General features: G+C 67.2%; 17 protein-coding genes. 6 read left to right on the forward strand and 11 right to left on the reverse strand.

Translation table 11 applies throughout. The annotated features are described in order from the left end of the window. Positions 1-343 precede the first annotated feature (343 nt). Positions 344-2323: a DUF7282 domain-containing protein gene (locus C454_RS12455; protein ID WP_004976202.1), complete on the reverse strand. Its 1980-nt coding sequence runs from the start codon at positions 2321-2323 to the stop codon at positions 344-346. Positions 2324-2598: 275 nt separating this feature from the next. On the opposite strand from C454_RS12455, the gene epsC reads away from it, so the two are divergent. Further along, on the forward strand, positions 2599-3462 hold the full coding sequence (epsC, locus tag C454_RS12460; RefSeq protein WP_004976205.1) for a serine O-acetyltransferase EpsC: 864 nt from the start codon (positions 2599-2601) through the stop codon (positions 3460-3462). Between the two features lie 49 nt (positions 3463-3511). Here epsC and C454_RS12465 read toward each other — a convergent pair whose 3' ends face one another. From C454_RS12465 to tgtA, 3 genes are all read right to left on the reverse strand, one after another. Further along, positions 3512-3817 (reverse strand): hypothetical protein, encoded by a 306-nt coding sequence (locus C454_RS12465; protein WP_042662634.1) that lies wholly within the window; start codon positions 3815-3817, stop codon positions 3512-3514. Between the two features lie 79 nt (positions 3818-3896). Then, entirely contained in the window at positions 3897-4172 is a 276-nt protein-coding gene (locus tag C454_RS12470) for a winged helix-turn-helix domain-containing protein (RefSeq protein ID WP_004041883.1), read from the reverse strand. Between the two features lie 73 nt (positions 4173-4245). Beyond that, positions 4246-5829, reverse strand: coding sequence for a tRNA guanosine(15) transglycosylase TgtA (gene tgtA / locus C454_RS12475; RefSeq protein WP_004976209.1), 1584 nt, complete (start codon positions 5827-5829; stop codon positions 4246-4248). Between the two features lie 184 nt (positions 5830-6013). Here tgtA and C454_RS12480 point away from each other — a divergent pair, with 184 nt between their 5' ends. The 3 genes from C454_RS12480 to C454_RS12490 all read left to right on the forward strand — a co-directional run bounded on the left by C454_RS12480 (position 6014) and on the right by C454_RS12490 (position 8351). After that, the gene (locus C454_RS12480) at positions 6014-6295 is read left to right on the forward strand and encodes a hypothetical protein (RefSeq protein WP_004976212.1); all 282 of its coding nucleotides are present in this window, start codon (positions 6014-6016) and stop codon (positions 6293-6295) included. Further along, complete coding sequence (locus C454_RS12485; RefSeq protein ID WP_004976214.1) at positions 6292-7812, forward strand: methyl-accepting chemotaxis protein; 1521 nt, start codon at positions 6292-6294, stop codon at positions 7810-7812. Before C454_RS12480 ends, C454_RS12485 begins: the two co-directional genes overlap by 4 nt. A gap of 71 nt (positions 7813-7883) precedes the next feature. Further along, complete coding sequence (locus tag C454_RS12490) at positions 7884-8351, forward strand: cupin domain-containing protein (protein WP_004976215.1); 468 nt, start codon at positions 7884-7886, stop codon at positions 8349-8351. A gap of 38 nt (positions 8352-8389) precedes the next feature. On the opposite strand, the gene C454_RS12495 is transcribed toward C454_RS12490, so the two are convergent. From C454_RS12495 to C454_RS12510, 4 genes are all read right to left on the reverse strand, one after another. Continuing rightward, positions 8390-10261, reverse strand: coding sequence for an SLC13 family permease (locus C454_RS12495; RefSeq protein WP_004976217.1), 1872 nt, complete (start codon positions 10259-10261; stop codon positions 8390-8392). A 48-nt stretch (positions 10262-10309) separates the two neighbouring features. Beyond that, positions 10310-11083 (reverse strand): CPBP family intramembrane glutamic endopeptidase, encoded by a 774-nt coding sequence (locus C454_RS12500; protein WP_004976219.1) that lies wholly within the window; start codon positions 11081-11083, stop codon positions 10310-10312. A 90-nt stretch (positions 11084-11173) separates the two neighbouring features. After that, complete coding sequence (locus tag C454_RS12505) at positions 11174-11761, reverse strand: NUDIX domain-containing protein (protein WP_004976221.1); 588 nt, start codon at positions 11759-11761, stop codon at positions 11174-11176. 45 nt (positions 11762-11806) lie between these two features. Beyond that, positions 11807-12538, reverse strand: a complete 732-nt coding sequence (locus C454_RS12510; protein ID WP_004976222.1) for a hypothetical protein — start codon at positions 12536-12538, stop codon at positions 11807-11809. 119 nt (positions 12539-12657) lie between these two features. Between C454_RS12510 and C454_RS12515 the strand changes: the two genes are divergently transcribed. Continuing rightward, on the forward strand, positions 12658-13374 hold the full coding sequence (locus C454_RS12515) for a hypothetical protein (RefSeq protein WP_004976224.1): 717 nt from the start codon (positions 12658-12660) through the stop codon (positions 13372-13374). Between the two features lie 12 nt (positions 13375-13386). On the opposite strand, the gene C454_RS12520 is transcribed toward C454_RS12515, so the two are convergent. Next, positions 13387-14004, reverse strand: a complete 618-nt coding sequence (locus C454_RS12520) for a class I SAM-dependent methyltransferase (RefSeq protein WP_004976226.1) — start codon at positions 14002-14004, stop codon at positions 13387-13389. Between the two features lie 252 nt (positions 14005-14256). Between C454_RS12520 and C454_RS12525 the strand changes: the two genes are divergently transcribed. Next, complete coding sequence (locus tag C454_RS12525) at positions 14257-14451, forward strand: cold-shock protein (protein WP_004041873.1); 195 nt, start codon at positions 14257-14259, stop codon at positions 14449-14451. Positions 14452-14597: 146 nt separating this feature from the next. Here C454_RS12525 and C454_RS12530 read toward each other — a convergent pair whose 3' ends face one another. After that, positions 14598-16901 (reverse strand): hypothetical protein, encoded by a 2304-nt coding sequence (locus C454_RS12530; RefSeq protein ID WP_004976228.1) that lies wholly within the window; start codon positions 16899-16901, stop codon positions 14598-14600. A gap of 116 nt (positions 16902-17017) precedes the next feature. Beyond that, on the reverse strand, positions 17018-18010 hold a 993-nt coding region (locus C454_RS12535), incomplete at its 5' end, for an ABC transporter substrate-binding protein (protein ID WP_004976230.1).

An 18010-nucleotide genomic window follows, 5' to 3' on the forward strand; every position in this document is an offset into this window, starting at 1 on the left:
GAGGACCGGTCAGGCATTGTACTGGATGTGGTATTCAAGCATCAAAGCGTTATGTCGAATCGAAACCACGAGTCGTGCCCGGGGAATCTCCGCTGTACTGTCCGAAAACTGTGGAAACGCATCCTGTCGGAGGGTTCGCTACGAGTAGGGTGAAAATAGATAGACGTGACACGCTCAACTCACCGCTCGATTCGACACCACTGCCCGTCACACTCTGTGACGGTCAACAGCGCAAAATAACCCCAAAGCGGGGCGCGTGCCGCGCGGGGGTGGCTTTTGGCCCGCGCGGCGTACGAAAAAGGGTGCCTCTGTGTGGTGGTGGGCCGGTGCGTCGTCAGCGGGATTACCGACGCCGGACGGCGACGAGCGCCGCCGCGACGAGCGCGACGAGGGCCGCGACGAGACCGAAGCCGGGCGCGTCGGTGGACGACTCGCTCGTCGTCTCCATCGACTCGTCGGTCATCTCGGTCGTGGGTTCGTCGGTCATCGTCTCGGTCGGCTCGTCCGTCATCGTGCCTTCGACCGTGTAGTCGGCGGTCGTGACGACCGCGCCGCCGGCGGCCACGTAGGGCCCGTCGTTTTCGCCTTCACCGGTCACGAAGTCGTAGGCCTCGTTGCCGTTGGTGTCCATGTGCGCCATCGGGACGATGGTGCCGGACTCCTCGAGCGGCGCGTCGAGGGTGATTTCGACGTTCTCGTGGGTGCCGGGTTCGAGGTACGCGGAGGTGCCGCGGACGCTCTCGAAGACCTGGCCCTCGGTGACCGTCGCGTCGTGGACCGTCACGAAGCCGCCGTCGTGGAGCGTGACGGACTCGACGGTGACGGTCGTGCCGTCGCCGGACTGGTCCATCGCGGTCACGACCGCGTTGACCGAGGTGTGGGCGCTGGCGACGACCGCGCCGCCGTCAGCCGTGAAGGGGCCGTCGGACTCGCCCTCGCTGGTCACGAAGTCGTAGGCCTCGTTGTCGTTGGTGTCCATGTGCGCCATGGGGGTGAGCACCTGCGAGGAGCGAATCGGCTCGTCGAGAGTGACTTCGACGTCCTCGTGGACGCCGGCGGGCAGGTACATCGAGGTACCGACCACGCTGTCGAACACCGCGCCGCCCGACAGCGACGGGTCGTGAATCGTCACGAAGCCGCCCTCGGAGAGTTCGACGCGGTCGACCACGACGGTCGCGCCGTCCGAGGACTTCATCGTGTAGTCGACGCTGGCGGAGACGGTCGCGTTGCCGCTGTCGACGACGGCGCTGCCGTCAGCCGTGTACGGACCGTCCGCCTCGCCTTCCGATTCGGGGAAGGTGTAGGTCTCGTCGCCGTCAGTGTCCATGTGCGCCATCGGGACGACGGTGGTCGTCTCGTTCAGCGGCGAGTCGAGGGTGACCCGCACGTCGCGGTGCAGGCCGGGTTCGAGGTACGCGGAGGTGCCGCGGATGCTCTCGAAGACCTGTCCGTCGGTGACGGTGCCGTCGTGAATCGTCACGAAGCCGCCGTCGGGCAGGTACGCCGAGTCGACGACGAGGGAGTAGCCGCCGGTGGCCTGCGCGGTGTAGTTCACGCTCGCGGTGTCCGAAGGCATGGCCATCGCGGTGTCGACGACGGCGCTGCCGTCAGCCGTGTACGGGCCGTCAGTCTCCCCCTCGGACTCGGGGAACGTGTACATCTCGTCGCCGTCGGTGTCCATGTGCGCCATCGGGACGAGCGTCGTGTTCTCGGTCACGGGCGCGTCCAGCTCGACGCGGACGTTCTCGTGGACGCCGGCCGGGAGGTACGCGGAGGTGCCGCGGATGCTCTCGAACACCGCGCCCTCGGTGACGGTCGCGTCGTGAATCGTCACGAAGCCGCCCTGCGAGAGTTCGACCCGGTCGACCACGACCGAGTCGCCGGTCGTGGGCTGGTCGGACATCGAGACGGTCGCGCTCGCGTTGACCATCGCGGTGTCGACGACGGCGCTGCCGTCAGCCGTGTACGGGCCGTCGGCCTCGCCGTTAGCCGCGACGAACGAGTAGACGCGGTCGCCGTCGGAGTCCATGTGGGGCATGGCGACGAACGTGCCGGACTCGCCGACCGGTTCGTCGAGGTGGACGGTCACGTTCTCGTGCGTGCCGGCGTCGAGGTACGTCGACGAGCCGACGACGCTCCCGAGGACGTTGCCGTCCGTGACGGAGGCGTCGTGAATCGTCACGAAGCCGCCGTCGGGGAGCGTGACGGAGTCGACCGTCACCGTCGTGCCGCCTGTCGCTTGGTTCTCGAAGGAGACGGACGCGGTCTCCTGTTGTGCCGCTGCGGCCGCCGGGATGCCCCCGACGACCACGACGAGTGTCATCAACACTGCGAGTGTGCGTCGCATGTCTCAGAGGGGGACGAATATTTAAAAGAAGATTTTCCGAACTGTCACCCAAATCTCTCCCCGTTGTGTCCCCAGTCGCCCGATTTCGGCGGCCAGAAGCCTTATCCGGCGGTCGGGGCGCGCCGATTCGTCGGCGCGAACGCGCCGACTGGCGAGGTCGATTCGCGCCCGAGAGTCGCGGTTCGAAGGCGGCGAATCGGGCCCGATGAGACGGGGTTAAATACCGCTCGTCCACCAACTATCGCTATCGGATGTCCTACACCTACTCGGGCGACGCGCACCTCGGGCTCGCGGCGTCCTACCGCGCCGACGACGACCCCTTCCCCACGGACACGTCGCTTTCGTTCCCGCGGCGGAATCACCTGCGAGAGGACGTCGACCTCATCAAGCGACTCCTGTTCCCGCGCTGTTGGAACGCGGGGCCGTGGGTCGGCGACGAGGAGCTCCTCCGCGACGCGGTCGCCAACTTCGCCGCGCTCTGTCACTCCGGTATCGCCCCCTACGCCGACGAGGACCCCGCGCCCGTCGTCGACGAGGTGGTCAGACGACTCCCCGACATCCGCGAGACGCTGAAGAAGGACGTCGAGGCGGCCTACAAAGGCGACCCGGCCGCGCGCGGCTACATCGAAATCATCCGGTCGTACCCCGGCGTGCAGGCGATTATCGTCCACCGCGTCGCCAACGCCTTCTACGAGGCCGGCGCGCCCGAATACGCCCGCGAACTCGCCGAGTACGCGAAGATGGAGTCGGGCATCGACATCCACCCCGGCGCGACCATCGGCGACTACTTCTTCATCGACCACGGCACCGGCGTCGTCATCGGCGAGACGACGACCATCGGCGAGTGGGCGCGCATCTATCAGGACGTGACCCTCGGCGCGCTCCACTTCGAGGAGGACGAAGACGACGAACACTCGCTCAAGAAGGGGTACAAGCGCCACCCGGACATCGGCGACAGCGTCGTCATCGGCGCGGGGACCAAGGTGCTCGGCGCGGTCTCCGTCGGCGACCACGTGAGCATCGGCGCGAACTCGTGGGTCACGGAGGACGTGCCGGACCACACGAGCGTCTTCATCTCCGAACACCCGACCCACGAGCGGAAACACCGCGACTGAGCGGGCGAAGGTGCGTCAAAACCGGATGGGAGCGGGAAAAATCGTGTTTTCAGTCGAACGTGATCCACGCGAGGAACACGAGGCCGAACGTCTCGAAGACGTGCAACAGCATCATCAGCCGCCAGGCGATGACGGGCACGTCGGTGCTGAACCACCCCGAGAGCGTCGGGTCGAGGATGTACATATAGAACGCCAGCGCGTTCTCGGCGAGGAGGAACACCCCGAACACGAGGAGTCCGACGGCGTGTTTGGACCTGAAGGTCAGGTAGTTTCGGGCCCACACCGCCGATAGTGCGAGTAGCACGACGACGTTGACGCCCGAGGAGACCGTCGCGACGTCCACCCAGATACTCATTCGTTCTCTCCTTTCCCCGTCATCCTGATATACGCTTTCCCAAATCTTTCCATAATCACCGCGTCCGTGACTCGCATGCTCAGTCCATTCGCTCGACGATCGTCTCGACGGTCTCCCAGTTGGCGCGACACCGCGGCGACGGGAGGTAGACCGCGCCGTAGTCGTCGCCGCTTCGCTGGACCACGTCGTTGTCCATGAGCACGTCGAGGTGGTGCCGGACGGTCTTGTAGTCGAGGTCGAGCGTCTCGGCCAGTTGGTTGGCGTTTCGCGGCTGCTCCTCTACGGTCTTGAGAATACGCACACGGTTTTCGCCGCCGCGGGTTCCCGTGAGCACGTACCAGAGGACAGCCTCCATCGTGTTCGTTGATACGTCGGGTGAACCTAAGAGCATCGACCGACAGACGCCGACGCGACCGACCGGGCCGGCGTTACTCGTCTGACAGTCCGGCGGAGTCGCCCTCGACGCGCTCGTCGTCTCCGTCGCTCACGTCGGCTTCGTCACTCTCGTCGGCCGACGCCTCGTCGCCCAACCGCTCGGAGACCGTCGAAAGCGACTCCAGCTCGACCGACTCGGGGACGCGGGCGAGCGCCGACTCGGGCCAGTCGTCGTGCGCCAGCGTGAACGCCGCGTCGGGGTTCTCCTCGACCAGCCGCGAGACGCCGCGGGCGGCCTGCTCGTAGGCGTCGCGGTCGAGTCGCTCGGGGACCTCGGCGGTGAGCGGGTACGTCTCGGAGAGCGACCGCGGGAACGGGCCGAACGGCGGGACGACCCGCCACGTCGCGTCGAAGTCGTCGCCGGAGGGAGTGCCGCCCTCGGTGAGGAGGACGTGGCCCTCGGCGGTCAGGCGGTCCATCCGGGCGTGGTGGCGCGCGACCTCGGGGCGGTGGGCGCTCTCGTTGGAGGCGTAGAAGAACGCGCCCTTCGAGGCGGGGTCCTCGCGTTCGAGCTGGTCGACGTGGTCGAGGAGGGCGCGGTAGCCGTCGAGCATCGCCGGGTGCGAACGGGCGCGCTCCTCGACGAGTTCCATCAGGTCGCCGTCGCGGATGGCCTGCTTGATGCGGCGGAGTTCGGCGAACGTGACGTGGAGGTTGTGCTCGGCGAGCAGTTGCTCCTGTTCTTTCGACCCCGCGGCCCGCAGGTCGTCGGGCGAGTACTCGGTACAGATGGGGCAGGTACACGGGAGATATTCGAGGTCTTCGAGGTGTTCGGTCCCGCGGACCGTGAGATACCGGCCGTCGCGGGCGTAGAGGGCGTAGGCGGCGGAGTCGAAGAGGTCGCAGCCGAGCGCGACGGCGAGCGCGAGCATCATCGGGTGGCCCGCGCCGAACAGGTGAACCGGGGCGTCGACGCCGAGGCCGCGCTTGGCGGCCGCGACGGCGTCGACCATGTCGTCGTAGCGGTAGGCATTCATCATCGGGACGACCGCGCCCACGGGGAACACGTCGAGGTCGGTCGCGTCGGCGTGGCGGCCGGCCTCCTCGCGGAGGTCCGGGTAGGTCGACCCCTGAACGGGCGCGTTCACGAGCATCTCGCCCGTGTCGGCCGCCTCGGCGTCGGCGAGGGCCTGTCTGGTGATTTCGAGGTCCGTCTCGGCCTGCTCGCGGGCCACGTCCGGCGGCGTCGGGATGTCGACCGGGGTGGCGATGTCGGTCCCGATGTCGCGCTGGAACTGGAGAATCTCCTCGGTCGTCGTGTCGATTTCGCCGTACTCGGCGAGTTGGAACGACCCCGAGTCGGTCATGATGGCCCCGTGGAAGTCGAGCATCTCGTGGAGGCCCACGTCGAGGGCCTCCTCGCGGAGGTGCTCGTTCGTCTTGATGATGTAGGAGTTGGTGATGAGGATGTCCGCGCCGAACTCGGACTCCAATCGCGCGGGCGAAATCGTGTCGATGTTCGGATTGACGACCGGCAGGAGGGCCGGCGTCTCGACGGTGACCCCCGCACGCGGGACCGACAGACGGCCGATTCGGCCGGCGAGGTCCCCGTCGCGGAGTTCGAAGTGGTCGCGCATGGAGTGGCGTTTCCCGAGCGCGGCGGTAAGGGTTCCGTTCGCGGGTCGGCCGCGCGCGAAAACAGACGCGCGACCGGAAATCGGTTCACGCGTTGAAATGTTCTAGAAAATATACAGCAAGGGTATCAAACGTGATTTTTTGGGCGAACAGTTTACAAAGAGATTAGCAGAACTGGGAAACCAGATGTTAGCCAACCTATCGCCACTCGAAGTAACCGCGCTCGCCGTCGCGCTCGTCGGGCTGATACCGGTTATCACGCAGTACAGAGACGAGACGAAGCTGTTCGCCGCGGGGTACGTCATGCTCGTCATCGGCATCGTGGCCACGAACGTCGAGGCGCTCTTCCTCGGGTCGGTACTCAACTTCGTCGAGCACGCGGTCGGCATCGGCCTCGCGGGCGTGACGTTCTTCGCGGCCGCGTACGTCCGCCGGAAAAACGTGATCAAAGGCGGTGAGGGCTCGTGATAATCGACGCGTTCTTCGACGCTATCGGAACCCTCGGGTTCATCGGCGCGGCGGTGCTGGCGTGGCTCAACTACCGCGACACCGACGCGGAAGCGTCGTTCTGGCTGACGTACGCGTTCGCTTCCGTGCTGGCGATTCTGTGGATGGCCAGCCTCACGCTGGAAAAGGTCGGTATCTATCCCGAGGTGTTCGACCTCGCGAGTTCGCCGCTCATGACCGCCACGGTCGCCGTCTTCGCCATCGGCGGCACGGCGACGCTCGCCATCGTCGCGGACATGAAGGAGCTCGTCAACAGCGCCGAAGAACGGCGGCGCGAACTCGACGCGCTGACGACGGACCTCGAACGGCAGGCAGAGAACTACGGCGACGCGATGCAGACGGCTGCCGACGGTGACCTCACCGTCCGCGTCAACGCTGAGAGCCAGAACGACGCGATGCGTCGCATCGGTCGCGGGTTCAACGAAATGCTGGAGGCCATCGACTCGGTCATCGTTCAGATACAGACGTTCGCCGAGCAGGTCGACGACGAGAGCTCCGAGGTCACCGCGAGCGCGGACGCCGTGAAGACGACGAGCACGGACGTGGCGAACAGCATCGAAGAGATTTCGGCGGGCAACGAGACGCAGCACCGGAACCTCAACGCCGCGGAGTCCGAACTGAGCAACCTCTCTGCGACCATCGAGGAAATCGCCTCCTCCTCCGAGGAAATCGCGCGGCAGTCCCAACAGACCGTCGGGCGCGCCAAGGAGAGCCAAGAGGCCGCCAGTTCGACCATCGAGAAGATGGAGCAACTGGAGTCGCGGTCGACCGAGACCGTCAGCGAGGTCGAAGACCTCCAGCAGTCGGTCACGCAGATCAGCGAGGTCGTCGACCTCATCGACGACATCGCGGAGAAGACGAGCATCCTCGCGCTCAACGCCTCCATCGAGGCGGCGGGCGCGGGCGACGCGGGCGAGGGGTTCGCCGTCGTCGCCAGCGAGGTGAAGACGCTCGCCGAGGAGACCGCCGAGGCGACCCAGGAGGTCGATTCGCTCATCCGCGACATCGAGAAATCGACCGAGAACGTCGCCGAAGACACCTTCGAGACGCAAGACGAGGTCGAAGCGAGCCGCGAGACCGTCGGCGAGACGGTGGACGTGCTCGAGGAAATCGTCCACAAAATCGAAGACAGCAACGACTCCATCCAGTCCATCAGCAGCGCCACCGACGAGCAGGCGCAGTCGACCCAGGAGGTCGTCACGATGATGGACGAGATAACGAACCTCAGCGACCGGACGGCCTCCGAGGCCCAGAACGTCTCCGCCGCGGCCGAAGAACAGACGGCCGCGACCCAGCAGATTGCGGCGTCGTCCTCGTCGCTCTCGGAGCGCGCACAACAGCTCAAGTCGCTCGTCTCGCAGTTCGACTCCGGACGCGCGGCGGGCGGCGCACCGGGCCGCGAGACGGCGACGTCCGCGGCCTCGACCCCCAACCGAGCGATGCGGGCCGACGGGCGCGGCGACGACCGTCCGAACTGACCGACGCCCGGCGACCGCGCCGGCGAGCGACCCCGACGAACGTTTTTCCGCCGACTCGCCGAACGCCCGATATGGAACCGGTCAACGAGTCCGACCTCGACTGGAGGGTCCGCGACGGCGTCGAAGGCACGTTCAAACAGAAGCGGCTGGGCGCGGCCGCCGGAAGCGACCACCTCGGCTGTAGCCTCTACGAACTCCCGCCCGGCGCACAGCCGTGGTCGTACCACTACCACGCCGCGAACGAGGAGGCGCTGTACGTCCTCTCCGGGCGCGGGCAGGTTCGCCTCGGCGGCGAGGTCCACGCCCTCTGCGAGGGCGACTACGTACCCTGCCCGACCGACGAGTCAGGGGCGCACTGCGTCGTCAACGACGGCGACGAACCGCTCCGGTATCTGGCGATGTCGACCATGCGCGACCCCGACGTGACGATACATCCGTCCATCGACAAAGTCGGCGTCTACGTCGGCGCGCCGCCGGGTCGCTCGGCGGACCGAACGGTCTCGGCGTTCTACGACCACGAGTTCGACGGCGACGACTGAGTCGGCGGTGGCCGACTCGCACGGCGGGGGCGACGCGCCTACGCGCCGACGCCCCAGAAGAAGGCGATGCCGGCCACGGTGACGACCGACAGGAGCAACTGCAGCGGCGCGCCGACGCGGAGGAAGTCCGAGAACGTGTAGCCGCCGGGGCCGTAAACGAACAGGTTCGTCTGGTAGCCGACCGGCGTCATGAAGGCCGTCGAGGCCGCGAACGTCACGGCGAGGACGAACGCGAACGCGTTGGCCCCGATTGATTGGGCGGCGCTGGCGGCGACGGGAATCATGAGCACGACGCTCGCGTTGTTCGAGATGACGCTCGTGAGCAACCCGGTCGCGAGGTAGAACACCCACAGGACGCCGAGTGCGGGGAGGAACGTCGCCGTCGAGGCGACGGCGTCACCGAGGAGCGCCGCGGCACCCGTCTGTTGAAGCGCGACGCCGAGCGGGATGACGCCCGCGAGCAGGAAGATGACGTTCCACTCGACCGACTTGTACAGTTCGTTCGGTTTGAGCACGCCGGTGAGAATCATCGCGACGACGCCGCCGAGCGCCGATACGACGATTGGGAGGACGTTGAACGCCGGGAGCGCGACGACACCGGCGATGATGGCGACGGCGAACGGCGTCTTTTCGGTTCGGTAGTCGGTGTCCTCGAACTCGTGGGCGACGATGAAGTCCTCGTTTTGGACGAGTCGCGTGAGGCTGTCGGGCGGTGCCTGCACGAGCAGCGTGTCGCCGACGCGGATGTCGATGTCCTCGAACCGGTCGCGGACGACCTTCCCGCGGGTTCGGAAGGCGAGGACGTTCGCGTCGTAGCGCTGTCGAAACGTCGAACTGGCGAGGCTCTCGCCGACGAGAAACGAACCCGACGGGATGACGACTTCGACCATGACCGGCTCTTCTTCGCCCGGGTGGAGCTCGCTCTCCGAGCGGGGCCCGCCGACGAACGTGAGCCCTTCCGAGCGCATGATTCGTTCGAGCGTCTCCCGGTTCGTGCGGAGCCGGAGCGTGTCGTTCTCGTGAATCTCCTTGCGGGCCAGCGGCTCCAAGAACTGCTCGCCGTAGCGGATGAGCTGTAACACGTCGATGTCGAGGTCGTCGTTCCCGAGGGCCTCCTGAACGGTCTGGCCGATGAGCGACGAGTCCGCGGGGACGACCACGTCGGCGAGGTACTCCTGGAGCGCGTACTCCTCGAGGAGGTCGTCCTCGGCGGGCACCCGCTTCGGGAGCAGGCGGACGCCGACCGTCATGAGGTAGACCGCGCCGACCACGAAGACGATGACGCCGAGCTTGGTGAACTCGAACATGCCGAAGGCGTGGAGGCCGAGGCCCGGCGACTCCCGCCCGAGTTGGGCCGCGATGTCGCTGGCGAGGATGTTCGTCGAGGTCCCGATGACCGTCAGGGTGCCGCCGAGCATCGAGGCGAACGAAAGCGGCATGAGGAGCTTCGACGGCGAGGTCTTGCCCTTGTGCGCGAGGTCTGCGACGACCGGGACGAGGATGGCCACGACCGGCGTGTTGTTGATGAATCCCGACACCGGGCCGGTGACGCCAATCGTCGCGGCGAGTTGCTTCGTTTGGCTGTTGCCGGCGTACTCGGCCATCTTCCGGCCGATGAGTTGGACGATACCGGTTCGGTTGACGCCAGTGCTCAAGATGAGCATCGCCAACACGGTGATCGTCGCGGGGCTGGCGAATCCCGAGAGCCCCTCCTGCGGGGTGATTTGCGTCCACGGCTCCAGCACCATCAGGAGGACCATCACGACGATGGCGGTCACGTCGATGGGGAGCCACTCGGTGGCGAACAAGACGAGAGAGAGGAGGATGAGCGCGAAGACGACGAGCATATCCACCGTGACGGCCGCCGGAACCAGCCCCTGGACGGCCGACACGAGTGTGGAGAAGAACACGTCTGTTCGAGGGGACAGCGAAGGAAAAAGGCTGGTATCGCCGGCCGCTCAGAACAGCAGCCCGGTCGGGACCTCGCCGGGGTTCATCTCGGCGAACTTGAACACGAGGTACGCCAAGGAGAACAGCGTCGCGTTGTACGCGCCGTGGATGAGCGCCGGGACGGCGATGTTGTCGGTCAGCTCGTACGCCGTGCCGAAGACGACGCTCGGGAAGAACAGGATGCCGATGGTGACGAGTCGACCGCCCGCGCCGCCGGTGAGCGCGACGTAGTGAATCGCCGCGAAGATGGCGCTGGCGAGGGCGATGCCCGGAACCGGGCCGAACGACTCGCGGATGCGGTTCTGGACGACCCCGCGGAACAGCAGTTCCTCGCCGGGGCCGATGAGGAGGAACGACGCCGGGACGAGGAGCAACAGCACTTCGGGGTCCTGCGCGGCGATTTCGGTCACCTGGTTCGACCCCGCTTGGACGCCGAACGTCGAGACGAGGAACGCGCCGACGAACGCCGCGACGAGCGCCGTCACGTAGCCGAGGACGACCGCGACGACGTCGCGGAGCGACGGGACGGAGACGCCGAAGTACGAGCGTCCGAGACCGCGGTACCGACTGTAGGCGACGGCGACGCCGCCGAAGGCGATGCCCTGCAGGAGAACCAGCGACGTGACGACGAGCGCGAGCGGTGTCAGTTCGATGCCCGCGCTCAACGCCGCGAACTGCGTGATGACAACGAGTATGGTCCCCACCGCGAGACCGCCGCCGCCGAGGGCGATGGCCGCGAGGAAGGACCGAACGGGGTCGGGGAGGCGCGTCGTAGTAGCCACAATCGACCCCTTGGGGCGCCGGCGTCAAAATCCTTCTCGCCTCGGAGGGGGGTTCGAGACGCGAACGCGGGGTGCGCGGAACCGACCGCGCTACTCGCCGGCGAGTTCGTAGTAGAGCACGCCGAGGACCGTCCGCGCGTCGCGGACCTCGCCCGCGAGGACGGCCCGCTTGAGGTCGTCGTAGCCGACCGTCGTCGGGCGGATGCTCTCGTTGAAGTCGAGGTTCTGGTCGGCGCTCGGCTCGCACCCGCGCGCGACGAAGTAGTGGTGGACCGAGTTGGCGATGCCGTTGGCCGGCTCGACGGTCACGAGCGGTTCGACCGCCTCGGCCTCGTGACCGGTTTCCTCGGCGAGTTCGCGCCGGGCGGCCGCGGCGTAGTCGTCGTCGTCCGGTTCCGTGCCGCCGGCGGGGAGTCCGCGGTTCGTCCGGCCGACGGCCTGTCGCCACTCGTCGATGACGACCACGTCGCCGTCGGGCGTGAACGGCAGGACGACGACCGCCGCCGGCTCGTCGACGTAGTGGAAGTCCGTCTCGGTCCCGTCGGGGAGCCGAACGTCGTCCATGCGGATGTCGAAGCCGGGACACGAGTAGTCGATGCGCGTGTCGGTGGTCTCCCACGCGAGGTCGTCGGCGGGGGCGGCGAGACTGTCGTCAGCCGTCTCGGAGTCGTCGCTCATGGCATCACGTGCCGGCGGTGATTCCAAAAGCGTCGCGGTGCCCCGCTACCCAGCGTCGTCGAACGAGACGGTCGCGAGGTCGGCTTCGAGGTCGTCGACGTACTCGTTGTACGCCTCCACGAACGCGACGAAGTCGCCGGCGAGTTCGCGCACGTCGGGTGCGGCGGGCGGTTCGTACTGCGACAGCAGGTAGATGCCGCCCTCACCACCGACGCGCAGGTACGACGCCCGCGGGCCGTCCCACTTCAGCTCCCAGCGCGTGCCGCCGACCCGCTGGGTGAACGTTCCGTACTCGCCGTCGAAGCGGTTGAGTTCGCCCGCCATGGTGTCGGCCACCTCGCGGATGGTCGAGACGAGTTGGTCCCGCTGGGCGACGATTTCCTCGGTCGTCGTGACCGCGGGGAACTCCGTCGGTACGTCGTCGAGGACGCCGTCGAGCGACTCGACGTGCTCGTTGTACGCCTCAACGAACGCCGGGTAGTCCTGCATCGCCGTTCCGAGCGCCTTCGGCTCCGGGGGCTGTTTGGTCGAGACGACGTACGTCTCGCCGCCCGACTTCCCCTTGAACCGGAGGTACTGCAGCGCGCCCGCCTCGTACTTGAGCGTCCACGTCCCGCGGCGCGTCTTGAACGTCTCCTGGCCGTAGTCGCCGCCCTGGAGGATGGCGAGTTCGCGCGCGATGGGTCCCGCGTGGGCTTCGACCGCGGCGACGACCTCGTCGCGGTTGGCCGCGACGTCGTCCACGCTCGTGATATCGAACGAGAGGGCGTCAGTCATTGTCGGAGGGTGGGGGTTGGAGGGGATAAGTTCGTTCGTCGCCGGTTTTATCACCGATAGTACACGTCTCGAACGTGATGAGCCAACACAGGGCAACGATTGGTGGGACAATCGGGGGCATGGCACAACGGGCGAACCCGGCGTTCGCGGGCGGCATCGTCGCCGTGTCGGTAGTCGCACTCGCGTACGCGGTCACGCTCGGGTCGCTCCAGCAACACACGTACGTCCACGTCATGGCGGGACTGCTCTGGACCGGGACCGACCTGTTCATGGGGGCGATTCTCGGGCCGGTCATCGGCGGGTTGACCGACGAACAGAGCGCCGCGGTGTTCGAGCGCCTCACGCCGAAGACCTCGTTTTTCCTCCCGTCGATGGCGCTCGTCACCATCGCCGGCGGCATCACGCTCGCCCAGCGACTCGGGGTGTTTCCCCACGCCGAACCGTGGCTCGCGCTGTTCACCGCCGCGAACCTGATTCCGGTTCTCCTCCTGCTCGGGTGGCGGCTGAACGCGTGGCGCGACCGACGCTGGCAGGTCGTCTTCGCCGTCGCCACCGTCGGGTCGCTCGCGTGGGTCGCGACCACCATCGGCGACTTCCAGATGACGACCCCGGCCATCGTCGTCGCGCTCGTCATCGTCACTATCCTCTCGGTGCAGGGCTTCGGCTTCCTGATGCCCGGCGAGATACGGATGTACTTCGAGATGACCTCCGAGGACCCCGACCCCGGCGTCATCTCGGCCATCGGAAAACAGAACGCCATGCTCGGCGGCGTGCAGGGACTGTTCCAACTCGTCCTCATCGCCGACATGGTGTACCTCCGCTACGGCGGGTTCTGACCCGAACCGAGGTCAGTCGGTCCGGCGGAACACGCGGAGGGTGTCGCGGTCGCCGCGCTCGCAGGCGACCTGTTCGAAGCCGAACGGCGCGAACACGGCCTCCCAATCGCGGTAGTAGAGGGGGAAGTCGTACTCGTCGTCGTTGACGCCGCGGTCCTCGGGCGGGACCGACTGGTCGCCCTCGTTTTCGACGGTGACGAAGTAGTCGCTCGCGCTCCGGGCGAGCGCCTCGAACACCCACGCGTCGTCGGGGTGGATGTGCTGGAGCGTCTCGATGGAGTAGACGGCGTCGAACTGGCCCGGGGAGAACTCCTCGGCGACCTCCTCGATGGCGGCGGCGTGGAACGTCCCGCAGTCGGCGAGGTCGGGGTAGGCGTCGGCCATCACCTCGAAGCAGTCGGGGTTGATGTCGACGCCGTGGAGGTTCTCGAAGCCGTGTTCGCGGAGGTGCGAGAGGTGCCGACCGGGACCGCAACCGAGTTCGAGAATCGACGCCGAGGGGTCGAGACGCGCCTCGAAGACGCGCCGAATCGACTCGCTCGTCTCGTTCGGCCCGTAGTACGCGTAGTACTCCGGCGAGAACTCTCCCGACCGATTCGCCCACTTCCGACGAACGTCGTTAGCATCCACGGTGTCGGAGACCGTCCGGCCACGCGTAAAGCCTCGTCGGCCGCGACCGACCGGATTCGACGGTGAGAACTGCCGATACCACAGCTTATCGAGGAATCACCGTCGAACCACTAGGCGAGCGCGGGTAGAACCGACATACCAGAACATTCGTCTACAAATGTCGATGATTCAGAAACATATTCAATAAAATAACCCCGTGACAACACGACCCTCACAAGTCTTATCCGTAAAGGGCGTGTGTGTTCAAAAGCAATGGCGAAAGGAAACGTTGATTTCTTCAACGACACTGGCGGCTACGGTTTCATTTCGACGGACGATGCTGACGACGACGTGTTCTTCCACATGGAAGACATCGGCGGCCCGGACCTCGAAGAAGGCACGGATGTTGAGTTCGACATCGAGCAGGCCCCCAAGGGCCCCCGCGCGACGAACCTCACGCGCCTTTAAACTAATTTAGTACGCCGCGTTTTCGCGGCAGAACGATAACTCACATTTTGCGTATATTCGACCGGCGAGCGACGCGTTCGCGGCCGGTCGGCTACGCGACCTATCCACGCACCACTCAGAGCGCGTCGGCCGCGCGAACTACTGACTCAGAGCGTGTCGGCCGCGCGGGCCTGCTCGGACCGACGGCGCGCCTGTTCGAGTCGCCGGTCGGTCGCCCGAGAGAGCGACCCCGGAAGTTCCCCGCGCGCCTCGGCTAACCGCTCAGCCACGCGTTCGAGCCGCGACGCGACGGTGTCGAGGCTCTCGTCCGCCCGGCCGCGCTCGCCGGCCTCGGCGCGTTCCGCGGCCCGGTTCGCGGCCTCGGCGACCGATTCGAGCGCCTGCGCCAGCCCGCGGACCGCGTTCGCCTGTCCGTCGCTCGTCGCCGTTTGGGTCGAGCCGTTCGAGGTGGCCGTGCCCGACGAGTCGCCCGAAGTACCCGAGTCGTCCGAGTCGTCGCTGTCGCCGCCGTCTCTCTCGTCGGCCGCCGCGACCGCCGCGGCCGTCTCGGCGGCGATGTCGGCGAGGAAGGTCGCGAGCGACGCCTTCCCGGTCCGCGGGTCGTCGATTCGGACGCTCGGAATCGACGCCGGCGCGGACCCGGAGTCAGAATCCGAGTCGTCGCCCGCGGCGCTCGCGTTCGGGTCGGGGTTCACGCGGAACGCGCCGATTTCGTCGTCGCTGTCGCGGACTTCGACGGTGTACGCGCCGCCGCGGTGGACGTAGACGGCGTCCGGCCCGGACAGCGGCGCGTCGTACAGCCGCCCGGCGAAGTCGTCTTCGAGCGCGAGCGACGTCAGGTCGCGGTCGGTCCCGTCGGCGTCGACTTCGACTTTCGTCGCCGACTCCCGGGCGACGAGCGGGATTTCGCCGCCCACGCCGGCCGTGGTGAGCGTCTCGCCGTCGTCGCCGTCGGTGGATGACGATTCGGTCTCTGTCGCGGACTCCGACCCGGGCCCCGCGTCGCCGACCTGAACCGTCTCGCTGTGTGGTGCCGAACCTGCGCCGTTCACCGTGAGCCGATGCTCGCCCGCGGGGACGTCGCGGAGGACGCCGAGACCGCCGAACGTCGGCGCGGCCTCCGGGTCGCTCTCCAAGAGGAGGACGGACTCGACGCCCGACTCGCGGGTCGTCACGCCCTCGCCGTCCGGCGCGTCGGCGTCGGTGACGGCCTCCGTCACCCGGACGAAAAGCGTGTTGAGCGCCGAGGGCTCGTCGACGACGTCGTACCGCTCGGCGAGGGCGCTGCGGTGGGTCGGGTCGGTGATGTCCGCCGCGGGGTCGGCGTAGCGCGACTGGCTCCACGGCGTGCTCGTCGTCGTGAGGTGGCTCGCAATCGCGTCTTCGGCGAACGTCGGGACCGCGAACTCGAAGCTCAGTTGCGGCCCGGTGAACTCGGTGATGTGTTCGACCTCGCCCGCGGAGACGAGCGCGTATTCGATGTCGGCGTCGGCGTCCGCGTCGCGCTCGCCGGTCGCCTCGGGCCCGAACACCAACCCCGTCGACCGCGCCGGGAGGTCCGTCGGCGGCGACGACAGCGCGTCGAACGACCGCACCGTGAGCGCCTCGCTGACGAGGGAGTCGCGGGTGACCGACGGGAGTCGCTCGTCTTCGTACACCGGCGCGCCGTCGAGTTCCGGAACGACGTAGGGGAGGCGCGCGCCCTCGTCCCGCGGGAGGCCGTAGGCGATGGGTATCTCCGCGGCGTCCTCGATGCGGTCGAACGCCCGGTTCGTGATGTCCGCGAACGTCCCGCCCGTCGGGAGCCGCTGGAACCGGTCGGCGCGGTCGTTGAGCGACAGCGCGCTGGAGTGCGACCCGAGTTCGGAGAGCACCCGCGGCGGACGCGCGGGGTCCGGGTCGAGGAACTCGTTGTTCGGCACCGACCGCGAGTGCGAACTCGCCACGTAGAGTTGGGGGACCGGCTCGTCGTCCGCCGTGTCGACGAAGACGTGCAGCACCTCCCAGTCGTGCCAGTGGAAGTTCGTCGTGAACTGGTCGAACACCGAGTAGAACCAGTACTGCACGGTCGTCAGCGACGAGTCCTCGTATCGAACCACGTTGTAGAACACCGTCGGCTCCGGCGCTCGCTCGCCCGTTTCCTCCTGTGTCGCGTGGTAGCCGTCGAAGGCGTCGAAGCCGTCGACGACCGTCTCGCCGTCCCGGTCGCTCGCGTACGACCGCGGGTCCGTCGGGAACCACGTCTCGTCGGCGTCGAAGTAGAGCGTCGGCGCGAACCGCGCGGCGAGGTCGCGGGCGACGTCGGCGTCGACGCTGGCGGTCGGGGCGGCGGTGCTGGCGGTCTCGGTCGAGTCGCCGCCGAGGGCCGAACACCCGGCGAGCGACCCGAGGCCGGCGCTCCCGAGCGCGGCGAGGAACGCCCGTCGGTCGAACGCGGGTCGGTCCGTCATCTGTCTATGTGGTGGAGTCGAGGACGGAACAAATCTCTTGTGTCGTTCGGCGACGGCGGGTGCGGGGCCGGTAGTGGGGCCGGTAGCGGGGCCGTCGATGCGGCTCCGGCGGCCGCTCAGAACTCGCCGTTGATGATGTCGGCGACGTGCTGACGGTCGAACAGCTGTTCTTCCTCGGGGATTTCGGGGTACGGTCCGCCGTCCGAGGTCGGCCACGCGCCGAACTGCTCGGGATGGAACTGCTTGGCGCTCATCTCCAGTTGGAAGAGGTTGAGAATCGGACCCTGATAGCGCGCGCCCTGCGGGTAGACGCGGCCGTTCTGGACCGCCGAAATCTCCGCGGCGACGGGGTCGTCTTCGAGCGTCGCTCGGAGGTCGTTCATGCTGACGTTCGGCTGCATCCCGCTCAGGAAGAGGATGACGTCGGGGTCTGCCTCTAAGAGCGCCTCGAAGTCGACGTTCGAACCGGACTCGATGGAGCCTTCGAACGCGTCGTGGGGTTCGAGCGGCCGAATGTGTGATGACATAAAGCCGGGGTTGCCGACCGTGTACGCCCAGATTTGCTTTTCGATGTCGGCCGCGGTGAGAAGCACCACGCTCGGGCGCTCGTCTTCCGGCGGGAGCCGTTCCTCGATGGTGGCGAGCACGTCGTCGTGAACGGCCGAGAGCGCCTCGTAGCGCTCCTCTTCGTTGAGTACCTGTGCGACCTTCTCGAACTGCTCCCACAGCGTGTAGTACTCGTAGTCGCCGGTCCACTCGTCGGTCGGCGACGCGTGACGACCGCTCAGCGAGTTCCCGAACCACGGCGAGATGTTGTCGTCGACCTCCTCGATGTCGTCCATGTCCCACTGTTCGAGCTGGACGACCCACGCGGGGTCGGCCAGATGCACGTCGCTGTCGAGTTCGTAGAGCTTCTCCTTGCTCGTCTCCCACGAGGGATACAGGTCCGCCCAATCGACCTCGACACCCGGGAGTCGCGCCGTGAACTGCTTCCACGTCGTGTCGTAGTACTCCGGCCCGTTGACCGCGTTCACGTCGTCGCCGCGGCCGAGCGCGAACGCCATCCCCGCGTGGTGGGTCAGCCGCGTGAAGATGCTCTCGGGGACCGA

Source organism: Haloferax gibbonsii ATCC 33959 (assembly GCF_000336775.1).
Classification (GTDB): domain Archaea; phylum Halobacteriota; class Halobacteria; order Halobacteriales; family Haloferacaceae; genus Haloferax; species Haloferax gibbonsii.